Source organism: Phytoamicus setariae (assembly GCF_016722925.1).
In the GTDB taxonomy this organism is placed as follows: domain Bacteria; phylum Pseudomonadota; class Alphaproteobacteria; order Rhizobiales; family Rhizobiaceae; genus Rhizobium_E; species Rhizobium_E setariae.
In genome coordinates this window covers 66,502-86,785 of sequence record NZ_JAEQNC010000007.1, presented here as the reverse complement: position 1 = coordinate 86,785, position 20,284 = coordinate 66,502, and the positions used below count along the sequence as shown (strand labels likewise).

Annotated in this window: 18 protein-coding genes; 17 read left to right on the top strand and 1 reads right to left on the bottom strand. The window is 59.0% G+C overall.

The annotated features are described in order from the left end of the window. Nucleotides 1–83 precede the first annotated feature (83 nt). The 10 genes from cobA to JJB09_RS13975 all read left to right on the top strand — a co-directional run bounded on the left by cobA (nt 84) and on the right by JJB09_RS13975 (nt 10,097). Nucleotides 84–923 carry a uroporphyrinogen-III C-methyltransferase gene (gene cobA, locus JJB09_RS14020; RefSeq protein ID WP_201659135.1) on the top strand — a complete coding sequence of 280 codons (840 nt, stop codon included), beginning with the start codon at nt 84–86 and terminating at the stop codon, nt 921–923. Continuing rightward, nucleotides 920–2,212 carry a cobyrinic acid a,c-diamide synthase CobB gene (locus tag JJB09_RS14015; protein ID WP_201659133.1) on the top strand — a complete coding sequence of 431 codons (1,293 nt, stop codon included), beginning with the start codon at nt 920–922 and terminating at the stop codon, nt 2,210–2,212. The genes cobA and JJB09_RS14015 overlap by 4 nt, the downstream gene beginning before the upstream one ends. Beyond that, nucleotides 2,209–3,255: a threonine-phosphate decarboxylase CobD gene (cobD, locus tag JJB09_RS14010; RefSeq protein WP_201659656.1), complete on the top strand. Its 1,047-nt coding sequence runs from the start codon at nt 2,209–2,211 to the stop codon at nt 3,253–3,255. The genes JJB09_RS14015 and cobD overlap by 4 nt, the downstream gene beginning before the upstream one ends. Then, complete coding sequence (gene cbiB, locus JJB09_RS14005) at nt 3,240–4,220, top strand: adenosylcobinamide-phosphate synthase CbiB (protein WP_201659131.1); 981 nt, start codon at nt 3,240–3,242, stop codon at nt 4,218–4,220. The genes cobD and cbiB overlap by 16 nt, the downstream gene beginning before the upstream one ends. Before the next feature lie 367 nt (nt 4,221–4,587). After that, a complete protein-coding gene (locus JJB09_RS14000; RefSeq protein WP_201659129.1) occupies nt 4,588–5,286 on the top strand; it encodes a PAS domain-containing protein in 699 nt (232 codons plus the stop codon). Between the two features lie 106 nt (nt 5,287–5,392). Beyond that, nucleotides 5,393–6,319: a glutaminase gene (locus JJB09_RS13995; protein WP_201659654.1), complete on the top strand. Its 927-nt coding sequence runs from the start codon at nt 5,393–5,395 to the stop codon at nt 6,317–6,319. Nucleotides 6,320–6,502: 183 nt separating this feature from the next. After that, nucleotides 6,503–6,871 carry a hypothetical protein gene (locus tag JJB09_RS13990; protein ID WP_201659126.1) on the top strand — a complete coding sequence of 123 codons (369 nt, stop codon included), beginning with the start codon at nt 6,503–6,505 and terminating at the stop codon, nt 6,869–6,871. Nucleotides 6,872–7,053: 182 nt separating this feature from the next. Beyond that, entirely contained in the window at nt 7,054–8,487 is a 1,434-nt protein-coding gene (gene gndA / locus JJB09_RS13985; RefSeq protein WP_201659123.1) for an NADP-dependent phosphogluconate dehydrogenase, read from the top strand. Between the two features lie 176 nt (nt 8,488–8,663). Beyond that, nucleotides 8,664–9,203, top strand: a complete 540-nt coding sequence (locus JJB09_RS13980) for a YbhB/YbcL family Raf kinase inhibitor-like protein (protein ID WP_201659122.1) — start codon at nt 8,664–8,666, stop codon at nt 9,201–9,203. A gap of 66 nt (nt 9,204–9,269) precedes the next feature. Then, the gene (locus tag JJB09_RS13975) at nt 9,270–10,097 is read left to right on the top strand and encodes a helix-turn-helix transcriptional regulator (protein WP_246748734.1); all 828 of its coding nucleotides are present in this window, start codon (nt 9,270–9,272) and stop codon (nt 10,095–10,097) included. On the opposite strand, the gene JJB09_RS13970 is transcribed toward JJB09_RS13975, so the two are convergent. After that, nucleotides 10,060–11,100: a LacI family transcriptional regulator gene (locus tag JJB09_RS13970; protein WP_246748723.1), complete on the bottom strand. Its 1,041-nt coding sequence runs from the start codon at nt 11,098–11,100 to the stop codon at nt 10,060–10,062. The two genes, JJB09_RS13975 and JJB09_RS13970, sit on opposite strands and share 38 nt — an antisense overlap. A gap of 431 nt (nt 11,101–11,531) precedes the next feature. On the opposite strand from JJB09_RS13970, the gene JJB09_RS13965 reads away from it, so the two are divergent. The 7 genes from JJB09_RS13965 (at nt 11,532) to JJB09_RS13935 (ending at nt 20,227) form a co-directional block, all read left to right on the top strand. Next, entirely contained in the window at nt 11,532–12,767 is a 1,236-nt protein-coding gene (locus JJB09_RS13965) for an ABC transporter substrate-binding protein (RefSeq protein ID WP_201659112.1), read from the top strand. A gap of 109 nt (nt 12,768–12,876) precedes the next feature. Next, entirely contained in the window at nt 12,877–13,770 is an 894-nt protein-coding gene (locus tag JJB09_RS13960) for a carbohydrate ABC transporter permease (protein WP_201659109.1), read from the top strand. Between the two features lie 2 nt (nt 13,771–13,772). Then, nucleotides 13,773–14,669, top strand: coding sequence for a carbohydrate ABC transporter permease (locus tag JJB09_RS13955; protein WP_201659106.1), 897 nt, complete (start codon nt 13,773–13,775; stop codon nt 14,667–14,669). A gap of 5 nt (nt 14,670–14,674) precedes the next feature. Continuing rightward, nucleotides 14,675–15,760, top strand: coding sequence for an ABC transporter ATP-binding protein (locus tag JJB09_RS13950; protein ID WP_201659103.1), 1,086 nt, complete (start codon nt 14,675–14,677; stop codon nt 15,758–15,760). A 13-nt stretch (nt 15,761–15,773) separates the two neighbouring features. Further along, a complete protein-coding gene (locus tag JJB09_RS13945; RefSeq protein WP_201659100.1) occupies nt 15,774–18,224 on the top strand; it encodes a beta-mannosidase in 2,451 nt (816 codons plus the stop codon). Nucleotides 18,225–18,321: 97 nt separating this feature from the next. After that, nucleotides 18,322–19,083, top strand: a complete 762-nt coding sequence (locus tag JJB09_RS13940; protein ID WP_201659097.1) for a sugar phosphate isomerase/epimerase family protein — start codon at nt 18,322–18,324, stop codon at nt 19,081–19,083. A 10-nt stretch (nt 19,084–19,093) separates the two neighbouring features. Continuing rightward, on the top strand, nt 19,094–20,227 hold the full coding sequence (locus JJB09_RS13935) for a Gfo/Idh/MocA family protein (RefSeq protein ID WP_201659094.1): 1,134 nt from the start codon (nt 19,094–19,096) through the stop codon (nt 20,225–20,227). The last annotated feature ends 57 nt before the right edge of the window (nt 20,228–20,284 follow it).

Here is a 20,284-nt window from a genome sequence, read left to right as displayed (position 1 = left end):
GAAGCATGGCGATTGCGCCAGCTGGCCAGAATGCAGTGACGGGCATGATTGCTTTTCCGTTTTTGGCGGCATAGGAAACTGGAATGGATGACATTTTTTCCGATCTGCCGGATTTAGAGCCGGGAACCGTTTGGCTGACCGGCGCAGGCCCGGGCGATCCCGGACTTCTGACTCTGCTGGCGCTCAAGGGGCTCCGGCAGGCCGATGTCATCGTCTATGATGCGCTCGTCGACGAAACCTGCCTGAAGCGGGCGCGGCCCGGCGTTGTGCTGGAATATGCAGGCAAGCGCGGCGGCAAGCCGTCTTCCAGGCAGCGGGATATTTCTCTGCGGTTGGTCGAACTGGCCCGCGCGGGCAAGCGCGTGCTGCGACTGAAGGGCGGCGACCCGCTGGTTTTCGGGCGCGGCGGCGAAGAAGCGCTGACGCTTGTCGATCACGACATTCCGTTCCGCATCGTCCCCGGCATTACCGCCGGCATCGGTGGCCTGGCCTATGCTGGTATTCCCGTAACGCACAGGGAGATCAATCATACCGTCACGTTCCTGACCGGCCATGATTCTTCCGGTCTGATCCCGGATCGGATCGATTGGCAGGCCGTGTCACGCGGCTCTCCGGTCATCGTGATGTACATGGCCATGAAGCATATGGGCGAAATCACCCGTCAGCTGATCGATGCCGGGCGTGCGCCTGCCGAGCCAGTGGCATTCGTCTGCAACGCCGCAACCGCTTCCCAGGCGGTGGTCGTGACGACACTCCAACATGCCGAGCGGGATGTTGCACAGGCCGGCCTCGAGCCGCCAGCGATCGTTGTCGTGGGTGAGGTCGTCAGGCTGCGCGAAGGGCTCGATTGGCTCGGCGCTCTGTCGGGCAAGGTGCTTGTCGCCGATCCGATCGGTTCGCGCTCCCTGAAGGATCCGGCATGAGCGGCCTGCTGATTGCTGCGCCGAATTCCGGCTCGGGCAAGACGACGATCACGCTCGGGCTGCTGCGCGCCCTGAGAAATCGTGGCATTGCGGTCAAGCCCGGCAAGGCGGGGCCGGACTACATCGACCCGGCGTTCCATCAGATCGCGTGTGGTGTCGAATGCGTCAATTTCGATCCCTGGGCCATGCGGCCGGAATTGCTGCTCCGTCAGGCTGCCAACGACAAGCCGCTGATCATCGAGGCGATGATGGGACTGCACGATGCGGCAGCCGACCATACCGGCTCACCGGCAAGCCTTGCGAGGTTGCTGGATCTTACGGTCGTTCTGGTGGTCGATTGCGCACGCATGTCGCATTCGGTGGGTGCTGTCGTGGCTGGATATGCGGCCTACGATCCCGAGGTGCGGATTGCCGGTCTGATCCTCAATCGTGTCGGCAGTGCTCGCCATGAGGCGATGCTGCGCGCGGGGCTGGCGAGAACCAATGTTCCGATCCTCGGCGTGATCATGCAGGATAAGCAGCTAGCATTGCCGGAGCGGCATCTTGGTCTGGTCCAGGCTGGAGAAATCCACGGCATTGATGCTTTCATAGAGCATGCGGCCGAGACGGTTGCCACGTGTTGCGACATGGATGTTCTGGTGTCGCTTGCACAGCGAAGTGCTACCGGCACTCCCGCGCAGATAGAGCGCATACCGGCGCCGGGGGCGCGTATTGCGATCGCCCGTGACGAAGCGTTTGCCTTCATCTATCCGCATCTGATGGATGGCTGGCGGGAGCAGGGTGCTGAGATTTCCCATTTCTCGCCGCTGGCGGACGAAGGGCCGGAAGAAGCTGCCGATGCTGTGTTCCTGCCGGGCGGCTACCCCGAACTGCATGCCGGACGGCTGGCTGCTGCAGGTAATTTCAAGCGCGCGATGCAGGCACATGCCGAGCGGGGCAGCGAGATCTACGGCGAATGTGGTGGCTACATGACGCTCGGCGAAACCTTGGTAGATGCGTCTGGCGTGGAACACCCGATGCTTGGCTTGCTGCCGCTGGCGACTTCGTTTGCGGCACGCAGGCGACATCTCGGATATCGGCGCGTCAGGGCGCTCTCGGGCTGCTTTGCGGGGCGGGATTTTACTGCCCATGAATTTCACTATTCGACCGTCGTTCGCGAGGGGCAGGCAGAACGATTGTTCGAGGCGATCGATGCCGCAGGAGAGGTCGTTGGTCCGGCGGGGCTGAGCCGTGGCAACGTGTCCGGTTCCTACATGCACCTGATCGATCTTGCCGGGACCAGGGGCTGATGGCCGGCATTCATCATGGTGGCGGGCTAACAGCCGCGGTCGCGCGCTATGGCGGACGCGCCGAGGATTGGCTCGATCTTTCCACCGGCATCAATCCCAATGCGGTGGCGCTTCCCGATATTCCCATTTCTATCTGGAACCGGTTACCAGACCGGGAACTGATCGACGATGCGCGCCGCGCGGCGGCAGACTGGTACCTCGCAGGTTCGTCGACGGCTGCAGGTCCTGCGGGCTCAATCGCGCATCCGCTTCCGGTTCCTGGCACACAGGCCTTCATTCAAATTTTGCCGAAGCTTGTGCCGCAGGACAGGCCCGTCGCTATCCTGTCGCCGACCTATGGCGAGTATGCCCATTGCCTCGGCAAAGCCGGCCTTGCGGTCGAGCAGATTGCCGGGATTGGCGCGTTGCGAGAGGATCATGGCGCGCTGATTGTCGTCAATCCCAACAACCCGGATGGACGAATCCTGCAACCTTCCGAGTTGGTGGAGCTGGCTGCCACCATGCGGGCGCGGGGTGGCCATCTGCATGTCGACGAGGCATTCGGCGATGGCCGTCCGGAACTCAGCGTCGCCGCGATCGCGACAGAAGCACGGGGCGTAACGGTCAGCCGCTCGTTCGGCAAGTTCTTCGGGCTCGCCGGTGTCCGTCTCGGATTCGTCTTTGCTGATCCCGAGACGCTGGATTTCATCGAGTTCGAGCTTGGGCCCTGGGCGGTCTCGGGACCGGCTCTACATATCGCCCGCGTGCTGTTGCGCCGCGACCGATCTGCGCTTGTGCGCGTGATCGGCGAACGCCGAGCGGGCCTGCAAGGTGCGTTGCAGGCTGCGGGAATGAAGGTTGCTGGCGGGACAGATCTGTTTGCGCTTGTCGATCACGAAAATGCTGCAGGCCTCTTTGAACATCTTGCGGCCTCTCATATACTCGTGCGCAAATTCGACTATGCACCCCACTGGTTGAGAATAGGGCTTGCAGCGGATCAGCGCGGCGACCGGCGACTGACCGATGTGCTCGCATCATTTGAGAGTTCATGCTTACGCTCCTGATCCTTACGATCGCTCTGCTGATCGACCGCGTTGTAGGCGACCCTGAAAAGCTGTGGGCGAAGGTGCCGCATCCGGTGGTGCTGTTCGGCAAGGCTATTTCGTTCTTCGAAAAGCAATTTAATGGCAAGGGGCTCGGGGATCGGGATCGCCGGGCCTATGGCATCATGTCGATAATTGCCCTGTTGATCGCCAGTATCATTGTGGGGGTGCTTGTGAACCGGTTGCTGCTGCAAATCGGTTTGCTGGGCATTTTCATCGAGATCCTGATCGTTGCTGTGCTTCTGGCGCAGAAAAGCCTGGCGGATCATGTCGTCGCCGTCGCGTCAGGCTTTCGTGATGGTGGCCTGCAGGGTGGGCGACGGGCTGTATCGATGGTGGTTGGCCGCGACCCCGATACTCTCGATGGACCAGGAGTTTGCCGAGCGGCTATCGAAACGCTGGCCGAGAACTTCTCCGATGGCGTGGTGGCGCCGGCGCTTTATTATGCTCTGTTCGGTTTGCCCGGCTTGTTTGCCTACAAGATGCTGAACACGGCAGACTCGATGATTGGCCACAAATCGTCACGCTATCTGCATTTCGGCTGGGCTTCGGCGCGACTTGACGATCTTGCCAACTGGCCGGCTGCAAGGCTGTCGGCGCTGGTCATAGCGGCCGGCGCGCTCGCCCAAAGCGGCAAGATTGCCGCCCGGCGTTCACTTGAAACTGCATTGACCGATCATGGGCTGCACCGGTCGCCGAATTCCGGTTGGCCGGAATCGGCAATGGCTGGGGCGCTGGATATTGCCCTTGCGGGACCGCGGATCTATGCCGGGGAACGGGTGCAGGAACCGATGCAGAATGCTGCTGGTCGGCGCGCCATTGGGCCGTCGGATGTCGACGCCGCGATTGCGGTGTTCTGGAGGGCTTGCACGGTATTCAACCTGCTGGTCCCAATTACACTGGTCGTTTCCGTCATGATATGCTGATCCCAGCGTTCAGTGGCCGTTCCGAGGCGTGCAGGTGCTGATCATCAACGATGCTGAATATATGCAAATCTCTTTTTTCTTATATATCGCCAAGTAGTGTGTACGTTAGCGTACGTAAAGTGTGTGCGAATATTGGTTTTCTACGAAGTAGACTGGTCAAGTATGTGATGTTTGCGTTGTTTTAATCATGAAATATATGTCTCGACTAGGGATTTACTGAGTTTCTTTGGATAAAGTCCAGAAATTACGAATTCTCTCCTTGGGGTGAACTTTACATCATCCGGCGCGGAAACTAATCCTGCTGTTGTGCGCGGTGATTTGGCACCGCGAACGCGGGTTGATCTCGATTCGCCGAAAGCAGGCTGATTTGAATACGTTGATCGAAAGCTTAAGAGCCAAGTTCTCGCAACTGAAATTTGCAGTGGCGGATGGCGAAGACCAGCTTGTCCGTATCATAGATCGCGAGATCGAACCACTCGTGGCTCGTCTTTACGATGCGCAGCCGGTTACGCCACGCGAACTCTATCTTCAGGTTCGATACTTCTGCGAATTGACACGCGACAACGCCAGGGACCCCGCAATGGTCCGACGCAACATGTCGGCAATGATAGATCTTCTGGACCGCAGTTTCCGCAAACCGGGGTCGCAATTCGTGCGGCGACTGATGCCGGTGCTCAGGAAACCGGTACAGCGCGAACAGGAAGACGACATCCACCTTTACCAAGGGATGCTCGACGTCTTGCCGGACCAGGTTTTGCTGGTCGGGCGGGAAAGGCGCGTGCTATTTGCGAATCGGACATTCTGCGAGCAGCATCGATGCCGACCGCATGACTGCATCGGCCGGCAACTCGACGAATACGAATTCGGCAATGCTGTTCCTGATGATTTTGACATCAAGCTGGAGGCATGCCTGGCGGACCGGGACCCTGTCACGCCAGCGACAACAGCGGCCCTGCCGCCGACCCCACTGCTTGAACGCATCATCTTGCGGCCATTTCGAGTCGGCACAGGTCTTCCCATAGCCGTTGTTGTGATTATCAGAAGCGGCACGTTGCTGTTGCTCTGAAATCTTGCGGCTTTTTGTCGAAACGATTTTCGTTTACGGAGTATTCGGAGCTGCCGAGGCTCTGTCCCCGGGCAGCCGCGTCGGGGAGATGGCAACGCGGAGACTGATATTGGAGTGGGAACAACTGCTTGCATCCGTTTATTCGGATGTCGCGCCGTATATCGGCGAAGGCAAGGTCGCAAACTATATTCCGGCTCTCGCCAAGGTCGATCCTGAAAAGTTCGGGATGGCGATTGTTACGCTGGACGGAAGCGTCCACCAGATCGGTGATGCCAACGAATCCTTTTCGATCCAGAGTGTCTCCAAGGTATTCACCCTGACGTTGGCGCTCGGCCGCGTCGGCGAGAGCCTGTGGAAACGGGTGGGACGCGAGCCTTCCGGCACCCCGTTCAATTCCATCGTCCAGCTCGAGTCGGAGCATGGCATTCCAAGAAATCCATTCATCAATGCGGGTGCCATCGTCGTGGCCGATACGCTTTTGTCCGGGCACCAGCCGAAGGAAACGCTGGGCGAAATCCTCAGTTTTGTTCGTTACCTGGCTGACGATGACGGGATTCTGATCGATGCGGAAGTAGCCCGCTCCGAACAGCATACCGGCTTTCGCAACGCTGCATTGGCCAACTACATGCACGCCTTCGGCAATATCCACAACCCGGTCGAAAAGACGCTTGGTGTCTATTATCACCAGTGCGCATTGTCGATGAACTGCGTCCAACTGGCCAAGGCGGGGCTTTTCCTGGCGAACAATGGCCGGCTGGCGAATGAGGGGCACCACGCGATCTCGGCGGAACGCGCTCGCCGGATCAATGCGTTGATGCTGACCTGCGGCCACTACGACGCGTCGGGGGACTTTGCATTTCGTGTTGGGTTGCCGGGCAAAAGCGGCGTGGGTGGTGGAATTCTCTGCATCGCGCCGCGCAAGGCGGCGATCGCGGTGTGGTCGCCCGGTCTGAATGCCAACGGCAATTCCGCCGCCGGCACGCGCGCGCTCGAAATCCTGGCCAAGAGGACGGGCTGGTCGATTTTCGGTTGACACAACCTGAGAATACTCCCGCGACGTGGTGGCGACCCAGGGTGCTGTGGTCAATGCGATGCGTGCAACAAGCGGCTTCTCAAAATTGTGAATTGAAGCCGGCCGGCCAGAGCGCTACTTATCGGCTGGGTGAACGGTGAATGCTCTCGATTGTCAAAGCCTTGCAAACAACTGGAGTTCATCATGAGCCGCATCTTTGTCGGGCTTTCGGTAATCGCGTTTGTCGGGCTTGCAACCGGTCAGTCCTTCGCTGGCGATCACAAGCTCTCCTCAGCAGCACAAGCAAACGCGTTCCGCTTCGAGCGCACCGCTACCTATGGATATGATCGCAAGAAAAGCGCGAGCGGCATCAAGATCATCTATGTCAGTTCGCTGAGCGATGGGAACCGCGCGCGGATCGAAAACGCGTTGACGCCGCAGAAGCTCGCAACTATTCGCGCATCCATAGATGGTGGCGTTGCCGCTCAACTTCGTGCGAAAGGCGTCAATCCCAACAATGTGGTGGAGATTTCCAGGCCTTTCAGCGGTCGCACTATTTACTATGTCAGGTGAAAAGAGCCGATGGCCAGATTGGCCGTGGCGCGGCGCATAAGGCGGCCCGACGTCGCGTCTCTTCGCGTGCGGGCGGTGCAGCATTGATACGACAAAATGCCGCGGTCAGCCTTGCCTGTCTACACTCGCCGCGCCTATAGTCCCGCAAAAATCATCCTAATGAAATCTCACGGGAGACCGGCATGGAAAAGGCTGAAATCGGACTGATCGGACTGGCGGTGATGGGCTCGAATCTCGCACTCAACATCGCGGAGAAAGGCAACAGGATCGCCGTTTTCAACCGCACACCGGAGAAAACCGATACATTCGTCGTCGAAGCCGGGGCGCTCCGGGAACACATCGTTCCGACGAAAAGCCTTGAAGAGTTCGTTGCTGCAATCCGCCCGCCGCGCCCGGTTATCATCATGGTCAAGGCGGGCGAGCCAGTCGACGAACTGATCGCCACGCTGCGCAATCATCTCTCGGCTGGCGATATCATCATTGATGCCGGCAACGCCAATTTTCGCGACACGATCCGCCGCTTTGAAGGCCTCAAGGATTCTGGTCTGACCTTTATCGGCATGGGCGTTTCCGGTGGCGAAGAGGGTGCTCGCCACGGCCCTTCGATCATGGTCGGCGGCACCGAGGCTTCCTACAAGCGCGTCGAAAAGGTGCTGACGTCGATTTCGGCCAAGTTCAAGGGCGAGGATTGCTGTGCCTGGCTCGGTGAAAATGGTGCAGGCCATTTCGTCAAGACCATCCATAACGGCATCGAATATGCCGACATGCAGATGATTGCCGAAATCTACGGCATCCTGCGCGATGGCCTCGGCCTGTCGGCCAAGGAATGCAGCGATATCTTCGGCAAGTGGAACAAGAGCCGGCTGGAATCCTATCTCATCGAGATTTCTGCAGCTGTGCTCAAGGCGAGTGATCCCATCACGGGCAAGCCGATGGTCGACTTGATCGTCGATCGCGCCGGCCAGAAGGGGACCGGCAAGTGGTCCGCCATCGAGGCGCAGAACATGGGTGTTCCGGCGACTGCGATTGAAGCGGCCGTTGCCGCGCGCAGCCTGTCGTCCTTCAAGATCCAGCGCGAAGCCGCCGAGAAAATTCTTGGCCTTCCGGGTGAGGGTGCGATCAAGCCGGCTTCCCGCGATGCCTTCATCGCCGATCTCGAGATGGCATTGCTTGCCGGCAAGATCGGCGCCTATGCTCAGGGCTTTGCTGTCATGGCCGAGGCATCGAAAGAATTCGGCTGGTCGTTGCCGATGCCTGATATCGCCAAGATCTGGCGGGCGGGCTGCATCATCCGTTCGCAGTTCCTCGACGATATCACCTCTGCGTTTCGGGCAATGCCGGATGCGAGCAACCTGATCATCACGCCGGCCTTTTCCGCCATGGTCAAGGAAACCGACGGAGCGCTCCGGCGCGTGGTCGCCGCAGCGGTCACGGCCGGCCTTCCGGTTCCCGCTCTGGCATCGGCGCTCGGCTACTTCGATTCCTATCGTCGTGGTCGCGGCACCGCCAATCTTATCCAGGCGCAGCGCGATTTCTTTGGCGCGCATGGTTTTGATCGTATCGATGGCGTCGACAAGCATCACGGCCCCTGGGGCAGCGGTCTGGCGGATTTCTGAGTTCGGGACCAGACGTGCCTTTCATGCTATCGGGGGTTGATTGCGCCTGCTCGCACAAGGCAAACATCTAGGCAGCAGGTGAGCGTTTCGGCACCAAAATTGACTTGAGCGGGCGTATCTGTCCGCTCCGGGTCTTTGTAGTTTCCTTGCATCGGGACAGATGAAAGGACGACAGCATGAAACGGTATCTTATCGCGGCTGCGATGATCGCGCTGGCCGGAGCCGCTGAAGCCGGCGATTTCCAGGTTACAAGTCCGGAGTTTGCTTCCGGTACTCTGCCACAGGCTCAGTTCGCTGATAAAATGGGATGCACGGGCGGTAATGTTTCGCCAGAAATACGCTGGTCTGGCGCGCCCGAAGGAACGAAGAGCTTTGTTGTAACCATGTACGACAAGGACGCGCCGACCGGGTCGGGCTGGTGGCATTGGGTGGTGGTCGACATTCCCGCGGATGCGACATCCATTCCGGCCGGTGCTGGTACCGATGCTGCAAAACTGCCGAAGGGAGCGCATATGACGGAGACCGACATGCGTGAGGTTGCGTATCTTGGTGCCTGTCCGCCGGCTGGGCCAGCGCACGAATATAAGATCACGGTCAAGGCGCTGAAGGTTGAAAAGCTAGAGATCCCCGAGAACGCTTCACCTGCGCTGGTCGGCTTCATGTCCAACATGAACAAGCTCGCCGAGGCGACGATTGTCGCCAAAGGCGGTCGTTGATAAAATTGCGGCCACGCCGGGATGTTTCCCGGTGTGGCTATTCCGGTGGAGATACGCTTGAGACTTATGATCGCCGAAAAACCCGGCATCGGCGCTACGGGGCTTGTCACCCAGGCGACGCGGTTGAACTTTACGTCGCTTACCACGATAGTGCCAATGATCATCGTCGTGCGACGTGGCCGCAAGGTGATCCAGTCACCGGGCCACGAATTCGTGATGGAGAGCGGTGAGGCGATTGCCATCGCCCAAGGGCAAGTGTTCGATTTCGAAAATATTCCGGCCGATGATGGCGATTACGAAGCCCGGTGGCTCACCATTGAGCCCTCCGTCATCGAGGCTTTTGGCGATCCTGGTGACACATTGCCCGTGATGCACGCGCGCCAACTCGGCACGATGGGCGAGGGCTTGACCCACGCCTTCGAACAGGCGGTGGAAGCGTTGCTGGATGACGGTTCGTTGCCCGATGTGGTGATACGCCATCGCGTGATGGAACTGCTTGCCTGGCTGAGTTCGGAAGGTTTGCGCTTCTCGCTTCATCAGCCGACGAGCTTTACCGCGCGCATCCGGCGTCTTGTTGGCCACCGGCCGGAGCATCCCTGGTCGAGCGGCGAGATTTCTCGAGCGCTTGGCGTCAGCGATGCGACGTTGCGGCGGCGGCTGCACGACGAGAGCAGCAATCTGCGTGGCGTGCTGACCGACATCCGCATGACGCATGCGATGAGCTTGCTGCAATCATCTGAAATGCCGGTATCGCTGATCGCCGCAAGCGCAGGTTTCGAATCCCAAAGTCGCTTCGCAATTCGCTTCAGGCACCGCTTCGGCTTTTCGCCGAGCGCGATTCGGGGACACAATCGCCTTAGCCCGGATAGACAAGGCGCCCGTCCGGCAGGCTGACGCTACGCAACTGATCTGCTGGAACGCCTTCGATGCGCGCCAGCACGGCCTTGGCGAGTTCTCGGCCGGCAAGCCGGATGTCCTCATCGACTGTCATGATTTCCGGCCGCATGAAGTGAAGCAGGTTGGCCGGTTGCTTGGATACCATATCGATATCGCCGCCGAGCCGCCGCCCGCTCTTTTCGATGGCCGAGGCGATGGCCACAGCTCCGGCGCTCGATCCCGCGACGATGCCATCGAGTTCGTTGGCTTCCTTCAGCAGATGCATTGTCGCCTGATGGATGTCGTTCATCGTGTCATGGATAGTGGATTCGCCGAAGGGAATTTCGATGGCGCCGAAGTCCCGCAGGCCACGATGAAAGCCCGCATTCATGTGCTGGTAGAAGGTGTATTGGGGAGAGGGCTCCAGGATTGCCAGCCGACGCCGGCCCTTTTCCACCAAACGGCGGACCGCTTCGTAGGCATAGGCCTCGTTGTCGAAATCGTGATACGGGTGGATCAGCCCCAGATTGGTACGTCCGTGGGTCGAGAATGGCAGGTTGCGCTCGAGCAGCAGCCTGACACGTGGATCGTCAGGTTGTGTCGAAGACAGGATGACGCCATCGGCTGAGCCAGTGTCGAGGATGTAGCGCACCGGATCCATCGGATCCTTGAGCCTCGAATATGGCGTGACGATCAGGTGATAATTGGTGGCCGAAAGCACTTCGGAAATGCCATAGACGATATGCGAAGTCAGCCCCATAAGCTCTTCGTCGATGTTCAGGATGAGGCTGATGACGTTTGTCTTGCCGGTTCTGAGGCGTACACCTGCTCGATTCGGATGGTAACCAATCTGGGTGGCGACGAGACGAACGCGCTCCTTGGTTTCCTGTCCGATATCCGGAGCATCCTTCAGCGCCCTCGAGACGGTGGTGACGCCGAGCCCAGTCATGAACGCGATTGTCTTGAGCGTCGGGCGCTCGCCCGCCGCAAGTCCTTGACCCACTTGTATTATGCCCTTCATCGATTCCATCCCAAATGCAGCGTGACGATCTAGTCCATATCGGGAAGGAGCGCCATGTCTCACTCGCTGCGCGTCTAAATCTGTAACGTTACAGTAAATTTGTCGAGCGTTCTTTTCTGTTTGACCCCGGAGGAACAATTCCTGAGTGAATCAAGCCTGTTTGTGAAGAAATATTGCACGCGCGAAGGGCAGGGTAATTCACGCGTTCTGAAGAAAGTCGTTAAAAAGTAACATTTACATCAATTTATGGATGGATTTCGTGACTGCAGTATCGGGTGACATCCAAACAGGGTGGTGTGAAAAATGTCGAATATATCTATTAAAGGTTGTATTTATTCGAGCTTCGAAAAATTTTTCCTGCTGCCCTGTTGCGGCCTTTCGGCAATTCGCATAGGTTTTTACGGTAACGTTTCAGTGAGGGAGGAAAACTCATGAGGGTTCGTTTATTTGCTGCTGCGCTTGCGGCTTCCGCAGCGCTGTCTTGTGGCGCGGCCAACGCGACAGACCTTGAAGTCACCCATTGGTGGACGTCCGGCGGGGAGGCCGCGGCGGTCGCCGAATTCGCCAAGGCATTCGATGCGACGGGCAATCATTGGGTTGACGGCGCCATTGCCGGCGCCGGCGATACTGCGCGTCCGATCATGATCAGCCGCATTACCGGCGGCGATCCCATGGGCGCGACGCAGTTCAACCACGGCCGTCAGGCTGAGGAGCTTGTCGAATCCGGATTGATGCGTGACCTGACCGACGTCGCCACGAAGGAAAAGTGGAAAGATGTCATCCGTCCGGCGAGCCTGCTCGATGAATGCACGGTGGATGGCAAGGTCTATTGCATCCCCGTCAACATTCATTCCTGGCAGTGGCTGTGGCTTTCCAACAAGGCTTTCGAAAAGGCCGGCGTTGCGGTTCCGACGAACTGGGATGAATTCGTGGCTGCAGCACCGGCGCTTGAAAAGGCCGGGATCATTCCGCTGGCGGTTGGCAAGGAATCCTGGCAGACCTCGGGCGCATTCAACGTCCTGATCCCCGCGATTGCAGGCAAGGACATCTATCTTAAAGTTTACAAGGACAAGGACGCAACCGTTGCGGCCGGCCCGGAGATCGCCAAAGTATTCAAGGCCGCCGATGACGCCCGCAAAATGTCGGCCAAGTCGAACGTGCAGAGTTGGAACCAGGCGACCAATCTCGTGATCACGGGCGCCGCTGGCGGCCAGATCATGGGTGACTGGGCGCAGGGTGAGTTTCAGGTTGCTGGCCAGGTGGCGGGCAAGGACTACACCTGCCTTCCGGGTCTCGGCGTCAATGCTTTGATCTCGACCGGCGGCGACTCGTTCTACTTCCCCAAGCTCAAGGATCCGGAAAAGAGCAAGGCGCAGGAAGTGCTGGCCTCGGTCATGCTGTCGCCGGCGACCCAGGTTGCCTTCAACCTGAAGAAAGGCTCGGTGCCCGTGCGCGGCGATGTCGATCTCGCGGCTGCCAATGACTGCATGAAGAAGGGTCTCGAAATCCTCGACAAGGGCAATACCATCCCTGAGACCAACCAGTTGATGACCGAAGACTCCAATACGCAGATTAATGACCTGTTTGCGGAGTTCTTCGCGACGCCGTCCATGACGCCGGAAGACGCGCAGAAGCGCTACGTCGACATCATCGCTTCGGCTCAGTAACCGATCGTCGAACCAGTCCCGGTGGCGGCTCTGCAGCCGCCGGGAGCTTTGGACGCGAGATGGTTTCCGTCTCGACTATCACCGGACATGCCCTCCGGAGGCAAAGATCATGGCCGAACTATCGACCGGACGCCCCAACCAGTTCTTGCGCAACATCAGCGCCAAGATAGCAGCAATCCCGCTCATCCTGACCGCGCTCGTGGTCTTCGTCGGTGGTACTGGCTGGACCGTTCTTTATTCCTTCACCGATTCCAAGCTGCTTCCGAGACTGCGTTTCGTCGGGCTTGACCAGTATTATCGCCTTTGGAACACGCCGCGCTGGCTGGTAGCGGTTGAGAACCTGTTCATCTATGGCATCTGCATGCTGGTGTTTTCACTGGTTATCGGCTTCCTGCTGGCAACGCTGCTCGACCAGAAAATCCGCTTCGAGAACACGTTTCGTTCCATCCTGCTCTATCCCTTTGCGCTGTCCTTCATTGTCACCGGGTTGGTCTGGCAGTGGATACTCAATCCGGATCTGGGCGTTCAGCATGTTGTCCGTTCGCTGGGCTGGACGAGCTTTTCGTTCGACCCGCTCTACACCTCCAGCATCGTCATCTATGGTGTGCTCGTGGCAGCGCTCTGGCAGGGGACGGGGTTGGTCATGTGCCTGATGCTCGCGGGATTGCGCGGCATCGACGAGGATATCTGGAAGGCATCCCGCGTCGATGGCATCCCGGCATGGCGCACCTACATTTCCATCATCCTTCCGATGATGCGGCCTGTACTGGTCACCACGCTGGTGATCATCGCCGCCGGCATCGTCAAGGTCTACGACCTGGTTGTCGCCCAGACTTCGGGCGGGCCGGGGATCTCGTCGGAAGTGCCGGCAAAATATGTCTATGAATACATGTTCCGGGCACAGAACCTCGGTCAGGGGTTTGCGGCGTCGACCATGATGCTCCTGTCGGTCGCTATCATCATCGTCCCGTGGGCCTACTTCGAATTCGGAAGGCGGAAATAGACATGGCGAATGCAAGACTTTCCGGCCCAAGTGGCGCCAAGCCGCGTCCGATTTTCTCGGCGGCCAACATTTTCGTCTATGGCACGCTGATCCTGGTGTCGCTCTACTACCTGCTGCCGCTCTATGTCATGCTCGTGACGTCGTTCAAGACAATGCCGGAGATCAGGCTCGGCAGCATCTTCTCGCCTCCGGTGGAATTCACCTTCGAGCCGTGGGTTAAGGCTTGGTCGAGCGCATGCACCGGCCTCGATTGCACCGGCTTGAGCAAAGGCTTCTGGAACTCCGTTCGCATCACGGTTCCGTCGGTGATCCTGTCGATCGCAATTGCCTCGGTCAATGGCTATATGCTGGCCAACTGGCGCTTCAAGGGTGCTGACATCTTCTTCACAATCCTGCTTGTCGGGGCCTTCATTCCCTACCAGGTGATGCTCTATCCGATCGTCATCATCCTGCGCGAACTCGGGCTCTACGGCTCGCTGGCAGGCCTGATCCTCGTGCATACGATATTCGGCATGCCGATCAATACCCTGCTATTCCGCAACTATTTCTCCGGTCTGCCACCAGAACTGTTCAAGGCAGCCCGCGTCGACGGGGCCGGGTTCTGGGGGATCTATTTCCGGATCATGTTGCCGATGTCGATCCCGATCTTCGTCGTTTCGATGATCATCCAGATCACCGGCATCTGGAACGACTTCTTGTTCGGCGTTGTCTATACGCGCCCCGACACCTATCCGATGACCGTCCAGCTCAACAACATCGTCAACTCGGTGCAGGGCGTCAAGGAATACAACGTCAACATGGCCGCCACGCTCCTCACGGGCGCGGTGCCGCTTGTCATTTACTTCTTGTCCGGACGGCTTTTCGTTCGCGGCATCGCCGCTGGCGCAGTGAAAGGTTGATCCGCATGGCCACCAGTGTTTCCATCAAGGACCTCTCGTTGAATTTCGGTGCGGTCAGCGTTCTCAAGGACCTCGATCTCGACATCGATGATGGCGAGTTCCTGGTGTTGCTCGGCTCTTCCGGCTGCGGCAAGTCCACGCTTCTCAATTGCATTGCGGGCCTTCTGGACGTCTCGGAGGGGCAGATCTTCATCAAGGGCAAGAACGTCACCTGGGAGGAGCCCAAGGACCGTGGTATCGGCATGGTGTTTCAGTCCTACGCGCTCTATCCGCAGATGACTGTACGCAAGAACCTTGCCTTTGGGCTCAAGATTGCCGGTCTGCCACAACCGGAGATCGACAAGCGTATCGCGCGTGCGGCAGAAATCCTGCAGATCCAGCCACTGCTTAACCGCAAGCCGGCGGAGCTTTCCGGCGGGCAGCGCCAGCGCGTGGCAATCGGCCGGGCGCTGGTGCGCGATGTCGATGTTTTCCTGTTTGATGAACCGCTGTCGAACCTCGATGCCAAATTGCGGTCAGAACTGCGTGTCGAGATCAAGCGTTTGCACCAGTCGCTGAAGAACACGATGATCTATGTCACGCATGACCAGATCGAGGCGTTGACGCTGGCTGACCGTATCGCCATCATGAAGAGCGGCCTGATCCAGCAGCTCGACGATCCGATGACCATCTACAACAGGCCGAAGAACCTGTTCGTCGCTGGCTTCATAGGTTCACCCGCGATGAATTTCCTCAAGGGGGAGATTGTCGCCGATGGCGATGGGCTCTCGGTTGCAACAGACGGCCTGCGGATTCCTCTCGATGGCTATGTGTCGGACGGCGGCCTTGCAACTGGCGGCAAAGTGGTGCTGGGTCTGCGGCCGGAGCACATCCATGTCGACGATCCCTCGGCGAGCCGGAGTTACGATGCCGTCGTGGATATCGAGGAACCGATGGGCGCGGACAATCTCCTGTGGTTGAAATTCGCCGGCCAGAGCACATCCGTGCGGATTGCCGGAGCGCGACGCTATGCGCCGGGCTCGCATCTCAAGCTTTCATTCAATATGGCTCTGGCTTCGGTGTTCGACGCTGAAACCGAGCTCAGGATCTGACGGGAACAAGGCCATGAGTGGCATGAATGCCCATATCGATCTGGCTGGCGTCTGGGCGTTGGCATCCGAAGACCAGAAGGCAGATCTGACGATATCTCTGCCCGGTGACGTGCATTCGGCGCTGCAGGCGCAGGCGGTCATTCCCGATCCCTATTTCGGCAGCAACGAAGCCGATGTGCAGTGGGTTGCCGATCAGGACTGGGTGGTTTCGCGCGCCTTCACCATCGGGGCGGACGAACTGGCGGGGCACTGGTATCTCGATCTCGATTTCGTCGACACTGTTGCGACAATCCGGATCAACGGTACCGTGGTACTAGAGGCTGACAATTGCTTCCGACGCTATCGTCCGGATGTTTCCAGAGCCGTGCAGGCGGGCGAGAACCGCATCGAGATCACGCTGCATTCGCCGGTCGCCGAGGGTAAGAAGGTCTATGACCGGCTACCTTTCGAGGTGCCATGGCTGGCGATGAACTGCCCGATCCCCTACGGCAACATGCTGCGCAAGCCCCAGTGCCATTTCGGCTGGGACTGGAACATTGCGCTGGCGCCGCTCGGGCTCTACGGCACACTCTCGCTGCGGAAACTCGAACCGGCGCGTATCGAGCATCTGACGACGCGACAGGTCCACCGAGGCGATGGATCGATCGAGTTGCATGTCGCGCTGGCAATCCACGCGGCAGAGCAGGCAATTATGCCGATCCATCTCGACTTCGAGGGCGACCAGGTACGCCTGGAGCAGGCAGTCTATCCCGGCGACAATGTCGTGCGACATGTCTTCGTGGTCGAGAAGCCCCATCTTTGGTGGCCGGCAGGCAGCGGCGAGCAACATCTCTACAGCCTGAAGGCCGGGATTCCCGGCGAGACGGCGGAACGACGCATCGGACTCCGGTCCATCGAGCTCCTGACCGACAAGGACGAGGCGGGGAGCCGGTTTGCCTTCCGGGTGAACGGGCAGGAGATCTTCTGCCGCGGCGCCAACTGGATTCCGGCGGACGCGCTGTTCTCGCGCACGAGCCCGGCAAAGACCGAGGCGCTGCTGCAGTCGGCCGTCGATGCCAACATGAACATGATCCGCATCTGGGGCGGCGGGTTCTACGAACACGACTGGTTCTACGATATCTGCGACCGGCTGGGGCTCCTGGTGTGGCAGGACTTCATGTTTGCCTGCAACCTCTATCCGTCGACACCGGAATTCCTCGACAATGTCGCCCACGAAGTTGATTATCAGGTCAAGCGCCTCTCGCACCATGCCTGCCTGGCGCTGTGGTGCGGGGACAACGAGCTGGTGGGCGCACTCAACTGGTTCGAAGTGTCGCGCAAGGATCGCGACCGTTACCTCGTCTCCTACGACCGCCTGAACAGGACGATCGAGAGCGGCTTGAAGCGCGCCGATCCTAACGCGATCTGGTGGCCGTCGAGCCCATCTGTCGGGCCGCTGGATTTCGGCGATGCCTGGCACAAGGACGGTTCGGGCGACATGCATTTCTGGTCGGTCTGGCATGAGAACAAGTCGTTCGACCACTATCGGACGGTAAAGCCGCGCTTCTGTTCAGAATTCGGATTCCAGTCTTATACTTCTAACCTGCTGATCGGCCAGTTCGCGGACAAGAAGGACATCAACATCGCGTCCCCCGTGATGGAGGTCCACCAGAAGAATCCCGGCGGCAACGAGCGGATCGCGGGCACGATGTTCCGCTATTTCCGCTTTCCCAAGGATTTTTCCAATTTCGTCTATCTCAGCCAGATCCAGCAGGGGTTGGCGATCAAGACGGCGGTAGAATACTGGCGCTCGCTCAAACCGCATTGCATGGGCACGATCATCTGGCAGCTGAACGACACCTGGCCGGTGGCCTCGTGGGCAAGCCTCGACTACGGCGGCAACTGGAAAGCCATGCACTACCAGGCGCGTCGCTTCTTTGCGCCGGTTGCGCTGTTTGCCATTCCGACAGCGGACGGCAAGGCTATCGAGATGACCATGGTCAATGACCTCGCCGACAACATCGAGGTTTCCGCAGACATCTACATGGTCGGGCTCGACGATCACAGGACGCTGCTGAAGTCTGCGCGGGCAACCTGCCGACCCGACAAGGCAATGGTGCTTGCGACAATCGGGGCGACCGAAATTGCGGCTGATAGCATCCTGTTCTGGGACTTCCATACATCGGCCGGTACGTCCGGCAGGGGTCACCATGTAGCGACAACCTACAAGGCGCTGGATCTGGAGCCTGCCGGGCTTGGTCACACGGTATCTGCGGAGCCGGATGGCACCTTCGTGATCACACTCTCGGCGAAAGCCCTTGCGCTCTTCGTTGTCATCGAGGCGGATTGTCCCGGCCGTTTTTCGGACAACGCCTTCGACATGCTCGCCGGCGAAAGCCGGACGATCACGTTTACGCCCGAAGAGAAGGAGGCCACATCCGCCTTCGTCGTGCGCGATCTTCATTCCTGTCAGGCGACGGAATAGGAGCAGGCGCCGGGTGGTTTAGGAGTGCCCCTCAGACGAGGGGCAGATTAAGACGAACAAGGCCGAGGATGGCCAAAACTCGAGAAGGACTAGGTTAATGACAGCTGTCTCTTTCCAGCTTTACAGCGCCCGCAACTATCCCCCGCTTTCCGATGTTCTGAGGATGCTTGGCACGCTCGGCTACAGGGAAGTCGAAGGTTTCGGCGGCATCTATGGTCCGATGGATGACAATGCCGTGAAACAGCTGAAAGCTGATCTCGACGCCAATGGACTTCGAATGGCAACCGGACATTTCGGTATCGACCAACTCGAGGACGAGCCAACCCGGATGTTGTCGATTGCCCGCACGCTGGGCATGGATTCGATCTATTGCCCATTCCTGATGCCGGATGACCGGCCGAAGGACGCCGAGGGTTGGAAGGCGTTCGGCGCGCGCCTGGAGAAGGCATCCAAGCCCTTCAAGGATGCCGGGTTGGAATTCGGCTGGCATAACCACGATTTCGAATTCGCCGTGCTTTCCGACGGGTCGCTACCCCATGATCGGATCTTCGAAGCCGGCCCTGGCCTTTCCTGGGAAATGGATGTGGCATGGGTCGTGCGCGGCGGCGCCGATCCCTTCAAGTTCATCGATCTCTACAAGGACCGGATCACTTCGGTACACGTCAAGGACATCGCACCCGCCGGCCAGAACGAGGACGAATGGGGCTGGGCTGATGTCGGCCATGGCATCGTGCAGTGGCCCAAGATCTGGGAAGCACTGAAAGCCACCAAGGCAAGGCATTTCGTCGTGGAGCACGACAACCCGTCCGATCTCGAGCGCTGCGCTCGCCGTTCGATCGAAACCATCAAGACTTTCTGAGGATATGGACATGACGAAGGAATTTGGCGTCGGTATTATCGGCTGCGGCAACATTTCGAGCGCTTACTTCAAGCTGATCCCGCTCTACAAGAACCTGAAAGTGATCGCTTGCGCCGATATCAACATGGCCGCTGCAAAGGCTCGTGCCGATGAATTCGGCGTTGAGGCGCAAGACATAGACACCCTGCTCGCCAACCCGGCGGTCGACGTAGTGGTCAACCTGACGATCCCCGAAGCGCATTACCCCGTTTCCAAGAAGGCGCTTGAAGCAGGCAAGCACGTCTATTCGGAAAAGCCGTTCGTGCTTTCGATTGACCAGGGTGAGGATCTGAGGGCGGTCGCCAATGCAAGGGGCCTTCGTGTCGGCTCGGCGCCCGACACTTATCTTGGTGGCGCCCACCAGTTTGCCCGCCATCTGATCGATTCCGGCCGGGTCGGCAAGATCATGTCGGGCACGGCGCATGTGCTCGGGCCGGGCATGGAAATGTGGCATCCCAACCCGGACTTCTTCTTCCAGCCGGGCGGCGGGCCGGTGCTCGACATGGGGCCTTATTATGTCAACAACCTCGTCAACCTGATCGGGCCGGTCAAGCGCGTCGTCGCCATGGCCAACAAGGCCAAGCAGGAGCGCACCATCACCAACGGACCGCGCAACGGCGAAAAGGTGCCGGTCATTGTGATGACCAATGTGCATGCCGTGCTGGAATTCGCATCAGGTGCACAGGTGTCATTGATGGCAAGCTGGGATGTCTGGGCAAACCGTCACCAGAACATGGAACTCTATGGCACCGATGGCGCGATCTTCGTACCCGATCCTAACTTCTTTGGAGGCAAGGTCGAGGTTGCAGGTACCGATCGCGAGGTGAAGGAGGTCGAAATCTGGGATCATCCACTCACGAAGCAGAACTACAAGTTCGATTGGGGCATGCAGGCCAATTATCGCGGTGTGGGCCTGTCGGATATGATGGTTGGTGTAGAAACCGGCCGCGATCACCGTTGCTCTCTCGATCGATCGTTGCACACGATCGACGTGCTGACATCTATTCTGCGCTCGGCAGATGAGGGCAGGGCGATCGAGATCGTAACCACCTGCACCCAACCACAGGCCCTCGGGATCGAGGAAGCCAGGTCGCTGCTCAGGTAAGGCACGCGGCAATCTCCGCGTTTCGCTGCGTCACCTATGGGTCAAGCCCGAGGGTGA

Excerpts from the sequence above, each read along its gene's own strand:
- JJB09_RS13970 (WP_246748723.1), bottom strand. The coding sequence starts at position 11,100 with ATGAAGGGCATAATACAAGTGGGTCAAGGACTTGCGGCGGGCGAGCGC.
- cbiB (WP_201659131.1), top strand. The coding sequence starts at position 3,240 with ATGCTTACGCTCCTGATCCTTACGATCGCTCTGCTGATCGACCGCGTT.
- JJB09_RS13940 (WP_201659097.1), top strand. The coding sequence starts at position 18,322 with ATGACAGCTGTCTCTTTCCAGCTTTACAGCGCCCGCAACTATCCCCCG.
- JJB09_RS14015 (WP_201659133.1), top strand. The coding sequence starts at position 920 with ATGAGCGGCCTGCTGATTGCTGCGCCGAATTCCGGCTCGGGCAAGACG.
- JJB09_RS13935 (WP_201659094.1), top strand. The coding sequence starts at position 19,094 with ATGACGAAGGAATTTGGCGTCGGTATTATCGGCTGCGGCAACATTTCG.
- JJB09_RS13975 (WP_246748734.1), top strand. The coding sequence starts at position 9,270 with ATGATCGCCGAAAAACCCGGCATCGGCGCTACGGGGCTTGTCACCCAG.
- JJB09_RS13950 (WP_201659103.1), top strand. The coding sequence starts at position 14,675 with ATGGCCACCAGTGTTTCCATCAAGGACCTCTCGTTGAATTTCGGTGCG.
- JJB09_RS13990 (WP_201659126.1), top strand. The coding sequence starts at position 6,503 with ATGAGCCGCATCTTTGTCGGGCTTTCGGTAATCGCGTTTGTCGGGCTT.
- cobA (WP_201659135.1), top strand. The coding sequence starts at position 84 with ATGGATGACATTTTTTCCGATCTGCCGGATTTAGAGCCGGGAACCGTT.
- JJB09_RS13955 (WP_201659106.1), top strand. The coding sequence starts at position 13,773 with ATGGCGAATGCAAGACTTTCCGGCCCAAGTGGCGCCAAGCCGCGTCCG.
- gndA (WP_201659123.1), top strand. The coding sequence starts at position 7,054 with ATGGAAAAGGCTGAAATCGGACTGATCGGACTGGCGGTGATGGGCTCG.
- JJB09_RS13960 (WP_201659109.1), top strand. The coding sequence starts at position 12,877 with ATGGCCGAACTATCGACCGGACGCCCCAACCAGTTCTTGCGCAACATC.
- JJB09_RS13945 (WP_201659100.1), top strand. The coding sequence starts at position 15,774 with ATGAGTGGCATGAATGCCCATATCGATCTGGCTGGCGTCTGGGCGTTG.
- JJB09_RS13980 (WP_201659122.1), top strand. The coding sequence starts at position 8,664 with ATGAAACGGTATCTTATCGCGGCTGCGATGATCGCGCTGGCCGGAGCC.
- JJB09_RS13965 (WP_201659112.1), top strand. The coding sequence starts at position 11,532 with ATGAGGGTTCGTTTATTTGCTGCTGCGCTTGCGGCTTCCGCAGCGCTG.